General features: G+C 57.6%; 16 protein-coding genes. 12 read left to right on the top strand and 4 right to left on the bottom strand.

Annotated elements, in window-relative coordinates; translation table 11 throughout:
- From kdsA to EDB94_RS17635, 12 genes are all read left to right on the top strand, one after another.
- Entirely contained in the window at positions 1-846 is an 846-nt protein-coding gene (kdsA, locus tag EDB94_RS17690) for a 3-deoxy-8-phosphooctulonate synthase (protein ID WP_108019085.1), read from the top strand.
- Positions 847-970: 124 nt separating this feature from the next.
- Positions 971-2,266: a phosphopyruvate hydratase gene (gene eno / locus EDB94_RS17685; RefSeq protein WP_008172888.1), complete on the top strand. Its 1,296-nt coding sequence runs from the start codon at positions 971-973 to the stop codon at positions 2,264-2,266.
- A 205-nt stretch (positions 2,267-2,471) separates the two neighbouring features.
- Entirely contained in the window at positions 2,472-2,744 is a 273-nt protein-coding gene (locus EDB94_RS17680) for a septum formation initiator family protein (RefSeq protein ID WP_008172887.1), read from the top strand.
- 6 nt (positions 2,745-2,750) lie between these two features.
- Positions 2,751-3,452 (top strand): 2-C-methyl-D-erythritol 4-phosphate cytidylyltransferase, encoded by a 702-nt coding sequence (gene ispD, locus EDB94_RS17675; RefSeq protein WP_108019084.1) that lies wholly within the window; start codon positions 2,751-2,753, stop codon positions 3,450-3,452.
- Between the two features lie 26 nt (positions 3,453-3,478).
- Complete coding sequence (ispF, locus tag EDB94_RS17670) at positions 3,479-3,958, top strand: 2-C-methyl-D-erythritol 2,4-cyclodiphosphate synthase (protein WP_008172883.1); 480 nt, start codon at positions 3,479-3,481, stop codon at positions 3,956-3,958.
- Positions 3,955-5,004, top strand: a complete 1,050-nt coding sequence (gene truD, locus EDB94_RS17665) for a tRNA pseudouridine(13) synthase TruD (RefSeq protein ID WP_108019083.1) — start codon at positions 3,955-3,957, stop codon at positions 5,002-5,004. Before ispF ends, truD begins: the two co-directional genes overlap by 4 nt.
- 11 nt (positions 5,005-5,015) lie before the next feature.
- Complete coding sequence (surE, locus tag EDB94_RS17660) at positions 5,016-5,786, top strand: 5'/3'-nucleotidase SurE (protein WP_008172880.1); 771 nt, start codon at positions 5,016-5,018, stop codon at positions 5,784-5,786.
- A complete protein-coding gene (locus EDB94_RS17655; RefSeq protein WP_014576717.1) occupies positions 5,783-6,439 on the top strand; it encodes a protein-L-isoaspartate(D-aspartate) O-methyltransferase in 657 nt (218 codons plus the stop codon). The genes surE and EDB94_RS17655 overlap by 4 nt, the downstream gene beginning before the upstream one ends.
- Positions 6,440-6,441: 2 nt before the next feature.
- Positions 6,442-7,431 (top strand): DUF368 domain-containing protein, encoded by a 990-nt coding sequence (locus EDB94_RS17650; RefSeq protein WP_014576718.1) that lies wholly within the window; start codon positions 6,442-6,444, stop codon positions 7,429-7,431.
- Between the two features lie 210 nt (positions 7,432-7,641).
- Positions 7,642-8,532 (top strand): peptidoglycan DD-metalloendopeptidase family protein, encoded by an 891-nt coding sequence (locus tag EDB94_RS17645; protein WP_108019082.1) that lies wholly within the window; start codon positions 7,642-7,644, stop codon positions 8,530-8,532.
- 205 nt (positions 8,533-8,737) lie between these two features.
- On the top strand, positions 8,738-9,733 hold the full coding sequence (rpoS, locus tag EDB94_RS17640; RefSeq protein ID WP_008172872.1) for an RNA polymerase sigma factor RpoS: 996 nt from the start codon (positions 8,738-8,740) through the stop codon (positions 9,731-9,733).
- Positions 9,734-9,938: 205 nt separating this feature from the next.
- Entirely contained in the window at positions 9,939-10,514 is a 576-nt protein-coding gene (locus EDB94_RS17635) for a chalcone isomerase family protein (protein ID WP_014576720.1), read from the top strand.
- A 60-nt stretch (positions 10,515-10,574) separates the two neighbouring features.
- Here the strand turns inward: EDB94_RS17635 and nth are convergent, their stop codons facing one another.
- The 4 genes from nth to rsxD are packed head-to-tail and all read right to left on the bottom strand — an operon-like array spanning position 10,575 to position 13,714.
- Positions 10,575-11,213 carry an endonuclease III gene (nth, locus tag EDB94_RS17630; RefSeq protein ID WP_008172868.1) on the bottom strand — a complete coding sequence of 213 codons (639 nt, stop codon included), beginning with the start codon at positions 11,211-11,213 and terminating at the stop codon, positions 10,575-10,577.
- Positions 11,214-11,241: 28 nt separating this feature from the next.
- Entirely contained in the window at positions 11,242-11,958 is a 717-nt protein-coding gene (locus EDB94_RS17625) for an electron transport complex subunit E (RefSeq protein WP_008172865.1), read from the bottom strand.
- A gap of 2 nt (positions 11,959-11,960) precedes the next feature.
- The gene (gene rsxG / locus EDB94_RS17620) at positions 11,961-12,662 is read right to left on the bottom strand and encodes an electron transport complex subunit RsxG (RefSeq protein ID WP_108019081.1); all 702 of its coding nucleotides are present in this window, start codon (positions 12,660-12,662) and stop codon (positions 11,961-11,963) included.
- Between the two features lie 2 nt (positions 12,663-12,664).
- Entirely contained in the window at positions 12,665-13,714 is a 1,050-nt protein-coding gene (gene rsxD, locus EDB94_RS17615) for an electron transport complex subunit RsxD (RefSeq protein ID WP_053114912.1), read from the bottom strand.
- Positions 13,715-13,735 lie beyond the last annotated feature (21 nt).

Genomic DNA, 13,735 nt, shown 5'->3' with positions numbered 1-13,735 from the left:
ATGGCGCAGAGCACTGTAAGCGTTTCGGGAATCGACGTCGCCAACGACAAGCCGTTTGTGCTCTTTGGTGGCATGAACGTCCTTGAGTCGCCGGAGCTGGCCATGGAGGTTGCCGAGGCCTACGTTGAGGCCACCGGCAAGCTCGGCATTCCCTACGTTTTCAAGGCGTCGTTTGATAAGGCCAACCGTTCGTCGGTGAATTCGTTTCGTGGTCCAGGCCTTGAGAAAGGGCTGCAGATTTTGGCGGACATCAAGAGCAAGTTTGGTGTTCCCATTATTTCGGACGTCCACGAGCCGGCCCAGGCCGCTCCCGCAGCGCAGGTATGCGACATCATCCAGCTGCCGGCTTTCCTGAGCCGCCAGACCGACCTGGTGGTCGCCATGGCGAAAACCGGAGCGGTGATCAACATCAAGAAGGCCCAGTTCCTGGCTCCCCAGGAAATGAAGCACATCATCACCAAGTGCGAGGAAGCCGGCAATGACAAGGTGATCCTGTGTGAGCGGGGCAGCAGCTTCGGCTACAACAACCTGGTTGTCGACATGCTGGGCTTTGGCATCATGAAAGCCATGAACGTACCGGTGATGTTTGATGTGACCCACTCCCTGCAAATGCCCGGCGGACGCGCGGATTCGGCCGGTGGCCGACGTGCCCAGGTGACTGACCTCGCGCTGGCGGGTATGTCCCAGGGGTTGGCCGGTTTGTTCCTGGAGGCCCATCCGGACCCGGACAAAGCCAAGTGCGATGGCCCGTGTGCTTTGCGGCTCAGCCAGCTTGAGCCCTTCCTGCAGCGGGTGAAAGCTGTGGATGATCTGGTAAAAAGCTTTAAACCTATCGACACCGCCTGATTGGCGGTGTTGGCGTTTTACGCGGACTATGGGAGCGAGCGGGAACGGCCCTGCGAAGATTTAGAGGGCCGTTCCCTCTCGCTCTGACTCCCGAATTTGAACATGAACTTGGAGACAGAGAAGAATGACCAAGATTGCCAACATCAAGGGCCGTGAGGTTCTGGATTCCCGCGGTAACCCGACAGTAGAAGCCGACGTTATCCTCGAAGACGGCACCGTCGGCAGCGCCTGCGCGCCTTCTGGTGCCTCCACGGGTTCCCGGGAAGCCCTGGAACTGCGTGATGGTGACGCTTCCCGTTACCTTGGCAAGGGTGTTCTGAAGGCTGTAGAAGCCGTGAACAGCAAGATCCGTGATGCACTGGTAGGCAAAGATGCAGCTGATCAGCGTGCTCTGGATCAGATCATGCTGGACCTCGACGGTACCGAGAACAAGGCCAACCTGGGCGCCAACGCCATCCTGGCAGTTTCCCTGGCGGCGGCCAAGGCTGCAGCTATCTCCCTGGGCAAGCCGCTGTATGCGCACATTGCAGACATCAACGGCACCTCTGGCCAGTTCTCCATGCCGGTGCCGATGATGAACATCCTGAACGGTGGTGAGCACGCGGATAACAACGTTGATATCCAGGAGTTCATGGTTCAGCCGGTTTCCGCCAAGAGCTTCTCTGAAGCCCTGCGTGTTGGCGCGGAGATTTTTCACAGCCTGAAAAAAGTGCTTAAGGCCCAGGGCCTGAACACAGCGGTCGGTGATGAGGGTGGTTTTGCTCCCAACCTGCCCTCCAACGAAGCGGCGCTGGCGGTTATCCAGGAAGCGGTCGAGAAGGCCGGTTACAAGCTTGGTACCGATGTGACCCTCGCCCTGGACTGTGCGTCTTCTGAATTCTACAAGGATGGTCAGTACCAGCTGTCAGGTGAAGGCAAGAGCTTCGATTCCGAGGGCTTTGCCGATTACCTGGCAGGCCTGTGTGAGCGATATCCGATTGTCTCCATTGAAGACGGCATGGACGAGAGCGACTGGGATGGCTGGAAGGTGCTGACCGACAAACTGGGCGCCAAGGTTCAATTGGTTGGTGACGACCTGTTTGTGACCAACACCAAAATCCTGAAGCAGGGTATCGAGAAGGGCGTGGGTAACTCCATCCTGATCAAGTTCAACCAGATCGGCAGCCTGAGCGAAACCCTCGATGCCATCAAGATGGCCCAGGATGCCGGTTTCACTGCCGTGATTTCACATCGTTCCGGTGAAACCGAGGACACCACCATTGCCGATCTGGCGGTGGCGACCTGCGCCGGCCAGATCAAGACCGGTTCCCTGTGCCGCTCGGATCGTGTTGCCAAGTACAACCAGCTGCTGCGCATCGAAGAAGCGCTGGACGGTAAGGCGCCTTACCGCGGCCTGAGCGAGATCAAAGGGCAGGGCTGATCGACTGATCCCACCGGTTCTGGCAGAGTGTCTGGCCGGTAATTGGCGAAAAACTGTTAAGGCCATCGTGTTCTGGGCGAAATTCCGGACATGATGGCCTTTTTGTACAGGCAGTTAGAAGAATTTGTTGCTAATCTACTCTAAGGTCTATACTCAACGTCCGGCGTTGGTATTTTGATTGATTGAATTTTGAACGGAATCGGCAATGAAGTTGCTCTGGACCTTAATGGTTGTTGTGATTCTCCTGCTGCAGGTGCGCCTGTGGGTCGGGGAGGGCAGCTTTGCGCAGGTATGGGCTCTGGAGCAGTCTATTGCCGAGCAACGTGAAGAAAATGCCGAACTGGCTACCCGCAATGAACGTCTCTATGCCGAAGTCAGGAATCTGCGTAACGAGCAGGGCGCCGTTGAAGAACGGGCCAGAATGAACCTCGGCCTGATAAGAGACGACGAGACCTTTTTCCTGGTTGTTGAAAACTGATTGTCTATGCCTGCTCCGAGACTCTGGCTGATTGTTCCTGCCGCCGGCATCGGCCAGCGTATGCAGGCTGAGCAACCGAAACAGTACCTTCGGATTGGCGAGCGTTTCATTCTCGACATCACCCTTTCCCGACTCATGGATTCAGCTCCTTTTTCCGGCTGCATGGTGCCATTGCACCCGGCCGACCATTGGTGGCCGGATACCGAAGCCAGCGGCGATAGCCGAATCCAGACCTGTACCGGCGGTTCCGAAAGAGCTGGTTCGGTGTTGTCGGCGCTGCACGCCATGGCGGAACAGGTGAAAGATGACGACTGGGTTCTGGTGCACGATGCGGCGAGGCCCTGCCTTCATACCCGGGATCTTTCCAATCTGATTGACCGGCTCTACAGCCATCCTGTCGGGGGGCTGCTTGCCTCGCCGGTTGCCGACACTTTAAAGAAAGCCGGTACTGCTGAGCTTCCGGCAGTGATTGAGACCGTTGATCGCACGGGGTTGTGGCGGGCTCTGACGCCCCAGATGTTTCGCTATCGGGTCCTTGTTGATTCTCTGGAGGCAGCTCTTGCCCGAGAGCTTCCGGTGACCGATGAGTCCTCCGCGGTGGAGTTTTCCGGTAACATGCCGGTGCTGGTTGAAGGGCGGCCGGACAATATCAAGATCACCGTGCCCGCCGATCTGGCACTGGCAGGCTTCATTCTGAGCCAATTCTGAACTTTCGGAGTGTTCCGGAGCACATTATGCGTATTGGTCAGGGCTTCGATGTCCACGCCTTCTGCGAAGGCGACTCTGTGATTATTGGCGGCGTAAGCATTCCGCATTCCCACGGGCTCAAGGCCCATTCTGATGGTGATGTCCTGCTGCATGCGTTGGCAGATGCATTGCTGGGCGCTGCCGCGCTTGGCGACATCGGGCATTTCTTCCCAGACACCAGTGACGAGTGGGCAGGGGCCGACAGCAGGGACCTTTTGCGTCGGGTTGTGAACCGGGTCCGGGACGAGGGTTTCTCCGTCGTTAACGTGGATACCACAATCATTGCCCAGGCTCCCAAGATGGCGCCCCATATCGATGCCATCCGTTTGAACATTGCCGAAGATCTGGGCGTGCCGGCCAGTCGTGTCAGCGTGAAAGCCACCACCACGGAAAAGCTGGGTTTTACCGGGCGCGGCGAAGGCATTGCCTGCCAGGCGATCTGCCTGCTTGAACCGGTGGAATCTTGAGCAACTGGCGCCTTGACTGGCCAACCTCCGGCGGCGGTCGTATTGCCTCTGGCCGCTTGAAAACCGCCCCGGGCGATTTCATTGTCGACGAATTGCTGGAGCTGCCGGAAAGCGGCCCGGCCGTCGAGGGAGAGGTAATCGCAGGCAGTGGCGAGCATCTTTGTTTGAAACTGGAGAAAGTGGGTGATAACACAGAGTATGTCGCCCGCGAATTGGCCAGGATCGCCGGGTGTCGTCACTTTGATGTCGGTTTCTGTGGGCTCAAGGATAGGCATGCTGTTACCCGCCAGTGGTTCAGTCTGTACCGTCCCGGAAACGAGGATCAGGACATCGCTCTGATCCGGGAGATTAGCCTACGCTGGCCGGTTCTGGCGGCTTCGCGGCAGGCGCGGAAATTGCGGCGTGGGGAGCACAGGGGGAATGGCTTCAAGATTACCCTGAGGGCAGTCTCCGGTGAGCACCAGATTATTGATCGAGCGCTGGAGCGTCTGGGTGATATTGGGGCTCCAAACTACTTTGGTCCCCAACGGTTTGGCAATGATGGCGCTAACCTTGACCGTGCGGTGCATCTTGATCCCGCTACCCTGAACCGACGTGGCCGGTCCGGTGGAAAAGGCCGGGGTGGCAAAAAGCGAGCTGGCAGCGACGGCTCGAAAAACGTATTGTATTTTTCGGCAGCGCGCTCCTGGCTGTTCAATGAGGTGCTGGCAGCTCGGGTAGACGATGGCAGCTGGGCCGAGGCAGGAGCGACAGGTCCACTGTGGGGTGACGGCGGCACCACCGCTTCCGGGCCCCTGGAAACCTTCGAGCGGGGCATTGTCGAGCAAACCCCGGAGTTGGCCGCCCTTTTTTCGGTCACCCGGATGAAACCGGAGCGAAGGCCATTGGCGGTAAAACCGGAGAGCCTCTCCTGGCAGTGGGTCGCTGAGGACTGTCTGGAGCTGGTGTTTTTTCTTTCGCCCGGCCAGTACGCGACAACGATTTTGAGTGATATTTTCGAGCTTGAGGACATGAGCCTCGGCCGACACAACGAACAACAAGGCTAGCGGAGAACACTGTGCGTATTCTGTTGTCGAATGATGACGGCGTTCATTCACCGGGGCTCATAGCCCTGTTTGATGGCTTAAAAGGACTGGGTGAGCTTGAGGTCGTGGCGCCTGACCGGGATCACAGCGGCGCCAGTAACGCCCTCACGCTCAATCGCCCCCTGACGGTTGAGGAACATCCCAACGGTTTTCGTTCGGTCGATGGAACACCGACCGACTGCGTCCATCTGGCGGTGAACGGATTGTTCCGTGAGCCGTTCGACAGGGTGGTGTCGGGTATCAACACACACGCCAACCTAGGCGACGACATTATCTACTCCGGTACCGTTGCTGCGGCAACCGAGGGTCGCCACCTCGGACTTCCCGCCATTGCCGTCTCCCTTGTCAACGATGGCCACTTTCACTACGAGACCGCCGCCCGGGTTGTCCGGGTGCTGCTCGAGAACGAGCGTCCCCTGGTGCTGGGGCCTCGCTCCATTCTCAACGTGAATGTCCCGGATGTTCCCTGGGAGGAACTGGCTGGCATTCGGGTGACGCGCCTGGGCCACCGGGAACGGGCAGAGGGTGCCGTCCCGATGACCTGTCCTCGCGGCAAAGAGCGTTACTGGATCGGGGCGGCAGGTGTCGGCGGTGACGCCGGTCCCGGCACTGATTTCAATGCCGTACGTGAAGGTTATGTCTCTGTTACCCCGGTTCACATCGACATGACCCGGCATGAGGCGCTCTCACGGCTCCGGGATTGGGTCGATACCCTGGAGGTTTCGCTGGAGGGGCGGGGATGACAGCGCAGCTCGAAGGCATCGGGATGACCTCCCGACGCACCCGGATGCGACTGGTTCAGCGCCTCAGGGAAGCCGGCATCGAGTCGGACCGGGTACTTGAGATTATGGGAGAGGTACCACGGCACATTTTCCTGGATGAGGCGCTTTCCCATAGAGCCTACGAAGATACATCGCTACCGATTGGCTACGGCCAAACCTTGTCACAGCCCTACATAGTGGCCCGCATGACTGAATTAATGCTTGCCCACGGGCCCTCACGGGTCCTGGAGCTTGGCACCGGGTCCGGTTACCAGACCTCGGTGCTCTCCCGCCTGTTCGCCGAAATCTACAGCGTCGAGCGTATCAAGGCGCTTCAGGACAGGGCCCGGGACCGGTTGCGACAACTGAACGCCAGAAACGTGTTCCTGAAACATGCTGATGGTGGCATGGGCTGGCCTGAACGTGGCCCTTTCGACGGCATTATCGTGACCGCAGCGCCCATTGAAGTTCCAGCCGAATTGCTCGCCCAACTGGCAGACGGTGGCGTGTTGATTGCCCCTGTCGGTGAGGAGAACCAGGTGCTGGTGCAGGTAACCCGGCGGGGAGATCGCTTTGATCACAAGGAGCTGGAACCGGTCCGGTTTGTGCCGCTTCTGGGCGGGGTTGTCCGATAATCATGGTCGACTCGTCAGAAAGTAAACCAATCCTGGAAAACGATATTGCACGCAGCCACCACCCTGCAGCCGTGTTTCTTCGGGGAATCGCCATGGGTGCCGCTGATATCGTTCCAGGGGTTTCCGGTGGCACCATTGCCTTCATCACCGGTATCTATTTCCGCCTCCTGGAAGCGATCAACGCGGTTCCGGGAGCAGTTTTCCATGACTTGATTCGCGGCCGGTTCAGTCGGTTCTGGCACGCCTGTGACGGAACTTTTCTGGTCGCCTTGCTGGCGGGCGTCCTGACCAGTATTGCTACCCTGGCATCTGGGATCAGCTATATGCTGGTGGCCTACCCGATCCTGATCTGGAGCTTTTTCTTTGGATTGATCGTCGCTTCGGTGTGGCATGTCGGGCGTCAGGTGCGACACTACAAGCCCGCACTGCTGGTTCCGCTGTTGTTCGGCATTGTTATCGCGTGGTGGATAACCACCCTGTCTGCCAGCGAGGTCGCGCCTTCCACTCTGGCGTTCTTTGGTGCCGGCGCGCTGGCCATCTGCGCCATGATTCTTCCTGGCATCTCGGGCAGCTTTATCCTGGTGATTATTGGTATGTATGCGCCCGTGCTCGCCGCGATCAAATCGTTGGACGCGGGCATTCTGCTTCTGTTTATGGCAGGTTGCGTGGTGGGTCTTTTATCCATCGCCCGCCTGATCACCTGGGCGTTCCACCATTTTCATGATCTCGTGCTCGCCTTGCTCACCGGCTTCATGATTGGAGCGCTCAACAAGGTCTGGCCCTGGAAGGAGACTCTCAGTTGGCGTACCAACAGCTCCGGTGAACAAGTTCCTCTTAATGAGACGAGTATCTGGCCCTCTACCTTTGCGGAGCAGGCCGGCCAGGATCCCCAGGTGCTATTTGCCCTGCTCATGGCGGCGGCCGGTTTTGCCCTCGTTCTGCTGGTGGAGTGGCTCGGTTCCCGGCATGGAGAGGTCGCACCATCGAGGTGATTTGAGGCGACTGTGTGCGAAGAGTGTTACCTAACGCACAAAACGGATGTTTCTGGAGGTAACAAGGGAGGTCGGTCAGTAACTTGGCTTCCCGAGAAAAATGTGCAATATATTAGCAAGTTACTATAAAAACTTTAGAAACTGCTTCGACAACCGACAGCGGTTATACGGATTTTTCATAACTGGGTCAGTTTTATTCCTGTGAGATTCATGCGTGGGCTCATCACTGCCGTTTCACCGGCGTCCCCGCGGTTCCCGTCCGGTGCCTCAGAGCCTGATCGCCCCGCGAAAAAGGTGCTGGCCAGCCGCCTTGCACTCCTGCCCCTCATGGCCCTGCTGTTACTTTCCGGCTGTAACACGCCGGCACTCTACCAGGACGACATTTACAATCCCCCGGTCTATTGGGGCCGCCACGTCGTCAAACCCGGCGAAACCCTTTACAGCATAGCCTGGCGGTATGGTCGGGACTACCGCGAGCTTGGCGACGCCAATGGCATTGGTCCGCCCTGGAATCTCAAAGCGGGTCAGGTGATTCGTCTGGATCTTCGCGGAAATGTAACCTCGGGCAGTCAGACTACAGCTGCCAAAAAGCCGTCTGGATCGCAACCGCCGAGAACGGCGAGTCGTGCTTCGCCTCCAAAACAGACAGCCGCCACGGCACCCAAACCTGCGGTGACGAGAGCGGCGAACAAGGGCGCGCCGCTCGCTTCCCAGACCCAGACCGTGGCCCGGATTGAATGGCGCTGGCCTCACGTTGGCACTGTAATTGCTGGATATTCAACATCCGGAAAAGTCAATAAAGGTATTGATATTGCCGGGCAAGCCGGGGATGCTGTAAGAGCTGCGGCCACCGGGAATGTGGTCTATGCCGGCAACGGGTTGCTTGGATACGGCAACCTGATTATCGTGAATCACAACGAGCACTATTTAAGTGCTTACGCTCATAACCGGAAGATTCTGGTGCAGGAAGGGGAGGATGTGAAAGCCGGGCAGGTGATCGCAGAGCTCGGTAGCAGTGGCGCTGAACGACCCATGTTGCATTTTGAGATTCGTAAAAATGGCAATCCGGTTGACCCAGTCCATTATCTGCCGCCGCGCTAATGAATGACGCAGTCAGCAGGCTGCCCTGATCGCACACCCTGGCACTGACAAAACACCGCGTTCGCAAGAAAAACAAGAACGGTAAAGGCCATGACAGGCCGACCAACAAAATGTCCTGAAGAAAAAAGTGTGAAGACAAAGACGTCCGCAATAACAAGAAGTATCGGGCGAACATCCAGGATTATTGAGAGGCGGGGCAAGACAAATGTCAGCAGAGCAAGAAGACATCATCATTGATCGTGTATCGGACATGGACGATGCCGAGGATCAATTGTTAGCAGAAGAGAAAGTTGAAAAAGAGCCCACCGAAGAAGTGGCCGAAGTAGAAGAGGACATCCCCACCCAGGGACGTTATTTCACCAGTCAAAAGCAGCTGGATGCCACTCAGCTGTATCTCAACGAAATTGGTTTTTCCCCCCTGCTTACGCCGGAAGAAGAGGTCTATTTTGCCCGTCTGGCACGCAAGGGAGAGGAGTCCGGCCGCAAACGGATGATCGAGAGCAACCTTCGCCTTGTGGTGAAGATCGCACGACGTTACGTGAACCGGGGGCTGACCCTGCTGGACCTGATCGAAGAGGGTAACCTTGGCCTGATCAGGGCCGTGGAAAAGTTTGATCCGGAGCGGGGTTTCCGATTCTCCACCTACGCTACCTGGTGGATTCGCCAGACCATTGAGCGGGCCATCATGAATCAGACCCGCACCATCCGTCTGCCGATTCATGTGGTTAAGGAACTCAATCTGTATCTCCGTGCAGCGCGGGAACTGACCCAGAAACTGGATCATGAGCCCTCGGCGGAGGAAATCGCCAGAATGGTCGATAAGCCCGTGGCCGACGTTAAGCGGATGTTGGGTCTCAATGAGCGCGTCGCTTCCATGGACACTCCCATTGGTGCCGGTGGCGAAAAGTCGCTTCTGGATACCGTAGCGGATGAAGGGGCTTCGGATCCGGCGGATCTCCTGCAGGACAACAATATGTGTTCCTGCCTGGAGAAGTGGATTGACCAGCTTAGCGACAAGCAGCAGGAAGTTCTGTCACGCCGTTTTGGTCTGCGGGGCTACCCGGTGAGCACGCTGGAGGAAGTCGGCCAGGAGATTGGTCTGACCCGTGAGCGAGTAAGACAGATCCAGGTCGAGGCGCTTCGTCGTCTTCGTGAGATCCTGGAGAAGGAAGGCCTGTCCGGCAACCTGCTGTTCAAGTAACGTCTTTCTTTTCTTTCGATCCAAAGCCGGCCAGGGAATCCCTGGCCGGCTTTTTTGTGTTTCAGGATCGCTCCAAATGAGAACCAGGGCGCGTCCCGCCCGCCAGCGCCGTTGATAGAATGCCGTGACCGGGCGGGGATAAGGGTGTCGAAACCCGGTGCACGAATGAAACACGTCAATAATAACGATCGAAAAGGAAAGGACTATGAAGAAGGCTCTTACAACCGGTTTTGCGTCTCTGACGCTGACGGCCCTGCTGTCTGCTCCAGCCGCCGCACTCACCGTGGAAGGTGTTGATGTTCCGGATACCTATTCCGCCATGGATACCGAACTCACGCTTAATGGCGCAGGTACCCGTTCCAAATGGTTCATGGACCTGTATGTCGGCGGTCTGTACGTTCCCGAGACCATCGACGATGGTGAGGCCGTGATTAACGCAGATGAGCCCCAGGCCATCACTCTGCACATTATCTCCGGCATGATTACCAGCGAACGCATGACCGAGGCCACCCTGGAAGGTTTCGAGGCCTCCACCGACGGAGATATGGCATCTATCCAGGAGGATGTGGACCAGTTTATGGCGGTCTTCCAGGAAGAAATCACCGAGGGAGACGTTTTCGATCTGGTGTACCTGCCGGGCGAAGGCGTGCGGGTCCTCAAGAACGGCGAGCAAAAGGACACGGTTGGCGACCTGGCCTTTAAAAAGGCCCTGTTCGGAATCTGGCTGTCCGATAAGCCGGCTCAGAAGGATCTGAAGGAGAAAATGCTGGGTCAGCGCTAACTGCGGCTTGGCATCTGAAACAAAAAGCCGGCAAGATGCCGGCTTTTTTACGCCCCGGATTCAGAGATAATCCCGTTTCTGCTTGAACTCGCAGAGGTCCTCAATGATACAGGCGCCGCATTTCGGTTTGCGGGCGGTACAGGTATAGCGCCCGTGCAGAATCAGCCAGTGGTGCGCGTCCAGCAGGAACTCCTTTGGCACCAGGCGCATCAACCGGTTCTCCACCTCCAGAACGTTCTTGCCGGGCGCAATGCCGGTGCGGTTTGACACGCGATAGATGTGAGTGTCCACTGCCATGGCCATGTGGCCGAAAGCGGTGTTCAAGACCACGTTTGCGGTTTTGCGACCGACTCCGGGCAACGCCTCCAGATCCTCCCGCCGCTCCGGCACCTGGCCGCCGTGTTTCTCAATCAGGATTCGACAGGTCTTGATCACGTTCTCGGCCTTGCTGTTAAACAGGCCAATGGTCTTGATGTACTCCTTCAGGCCATCGACTCCCAGGGCCAGGATGGCCTCAGGTGTGTTGGCGACCGGGAACAGCTTGTCGGTAGCCTTGTTGACACCCACATCCGTGGCCTGGGCCGAAAGAATAACGGCAATCAGCAACTCGAACGGGCTGGAATAGTTCAGCTCGGTGGTCGGGTTGGGGTTGGCCTCCCTGAGGCGGGTGAAGATCTCAATGCGTTTCTGTTTGTTCATCAGCTCTCAGTCTTGTGCAAGTGCGGACTCAGGATACGTTCCCGGTAACCCGGACTCGCTTGCTGCCTGCTGCTACAGGCGCTGGTTCATGTGCCTTGCGGCGCTCTTCCAGATGGTTGTCGATACCATTTTTGAGCGCGATCAGCAGTCCTAGCCCGATAAAGGCGCCGGGCGGAAGAATCATGAACAGCATATCCGGGTAGTTGTCGAAGGGGCGGATCACCCAGTCGGCAGCAACGGGGCCCAGCAGCAGGTGCATGTCCACAAACAGGGTGCCCTGTCCGATGAGTTCCCGAAGGCCGCCCAGGACAACCAGCACCGCCAGAAAGCCAAGGCCCATCATGGCGCCATCCAGCAGTGCCGGAAGTGGTGGATTTCTGGAAGCAAAAGCGTCAGCCCGGCCGAGGATGGCGCAGTTGGTGACGATCAGTGGAATGAAGATGCCAAGAATCAGATAAAGCTCATAGGTAAAGGCCTGCATGAGCAGTTCGGCGCAGGTTACGAATGAAGCGATGATCATGACGAATGCGGGCAGGCGCACAGACTCGCTTACGAAATTGCGAATCAGTGACACGGCAAGATTGGACCCCATGAGCACCATGAGTGTAGCCAGCCCCAGCCCGATGGCATTAACAACGGTACTGGTCACGGCCAGAAGCGGGCATAGCCCAAGCACCTGGACGAGGGCCGGGTTGTTGTCCCAGAGCCCGTCGCGGATGATTTCGCTCGATGATTTGGTTGCCATGGTCAGGAATGCTCCGTATTGGACGATTCGCCGGCAATCGCTTCAGGGTTCAGGATCTTGTCTCTCGGTGACGGCTCTTCGTTGAGCCGCTCCCGGATAATCTGACGGTTTTCCCGAAAATAGATCAGCGCTTTCTGAACCGCTTTCACTACAGCCCTTGGCGTGATGGTCGCGCCTGTGAACTGATCGAATTCTCCACCATTCTTTTTAACGTTCCACTCCCGGTGCGGTGGTTTGCCCAGCGAGCGGCCATCGAAACTCCTGATCCAGTCGGATTTGCGGGTTTCGATCTGGTCTCCCAGCCCCGGCGTTTCCTTGTGACTGGTTACCCTCACTCCGAGAATGGTCCCCGTCATGTCCACTCCCACGAGGAGATGAATCTTGCCGGAATACCCGTCGGGTGCTACCACGGGCATTATCATGCCAATGGGCTGCTCGTTCTGTCGAGCTACCCAGACGTTCAGAGGGCCGGGCTGTGCCAGGCGCTCACTGGCAGGCAACTGTACCGTATCCCTGAGCAGGTCGTTGTTGTGCCGGCTTTCGGGAATGATTTCATACAGGGCCTGGGCCTCTGCGCGGGCGGCCTGTTCACGAATTCGCTCTTCCGTGGCCACCTGGGTTACGGCAATGGTGCCGCCGGTGATCACGGCGAACAGGCCGAGCCCGATGGCGCTGCGGCGGATGGACTGTGCAACTGCAGCCATGATTACCCCTGGCTCCCCGGTACACCCCGACGGGCCTTGTGGTGGCCGTAAGTGCGTGGAGGTGTGTAATGATCAATGAAAGGAACGGCAAAATTCATCAGCAGAACGCTGAACGCCACGGCGTCGGGATAATTGCCCCAGGTGCGGATCAGGTAGATCAGGATGCCAATTCCCGCCCCATAGATGAGTTTCCCCTGGTGGCTCGTAGCTGCTGACACCGGGTCGGTAGCGATAAAAAAGGCACCGAGCATGGTCCCGCCTGCAAGCAGATGCAGGGATAGTGGTGCATAGAGGTCGGCATTGTTGCCAAAGGCCAGGCTCATTACGATCATCCCACCAAGAAATCCTGCCGGAATGTGCCAGGTAATGATCCGCAGGGCGATGAGCAGAAGGCCTCCTGCCAGAAATGCCGCATTGACCCATTCCCAGCCTCTGGCGATACCCTCACCAAACGTTGGGTGGTTCAGCACCTCGGTTGCTGTGTGGGTGGTGATCTTGTGTTTGTACTCGTCAAGAGGCGTTGCCATCGTCCAGCCATCGACCGCTGTTTGGTGGCCGGAGGCTATGGTCGCCAGGGTCTCGCCAAAGCCCGGAGCACCGTCCCAGAGCATGGCGGGCTCTGCCCAGTTCGTTGTCATTGCCACCGGAAAAGACACCAGAACCAGGGCGTAACCAACCATGGCAGGGTTGAAAGGATTTGAGCCCAGCCCGCCATAGAGTTGTTTGGCTACAACGATAGCCGAGATCACTGCGACAGCAGATACCCACCAGGGCGCAAACTGTGGCAGCGACAGACCTAACAGAAGGCCGGTGACGGCGGCCGTATTGTCTTTGATGAAGAAGGCGACCGGCTTTTTTCTGAGCTTGAGCAGGGCAGCTTCAGAGGCGATCGCCAGGGCAATACAGAAGACCACGTTGATCAGGTTGCCCCAGCCGAAGAATAGCGTCTGGGCCAACAGGCCAGGCAATGCCGCAATAAGAACCCACAACATCACGCGGGATGTTGGCCGGGCCTTGTGGGCGTGTGGCGATGACTGCTGAACAAATGCCATGGATGTGTTGCCTGATCTCGT

Origin of the sequence: Marinobacter sp. 3-2 (assembly GCF_003751355.1) — a bacterium.
Lineage (GTDB): Bacteria > Pseudomonadota > Gammaproteobacteria > Pseudomonadales > Oleiphilaceae > Marinobacter > Marinobacter adhaerens.
The sequence above is the reverse complement of the archived record's forward strand: the minus strand, read 5'-3'. Positions and strand labels throughout refer to the sequence as shown.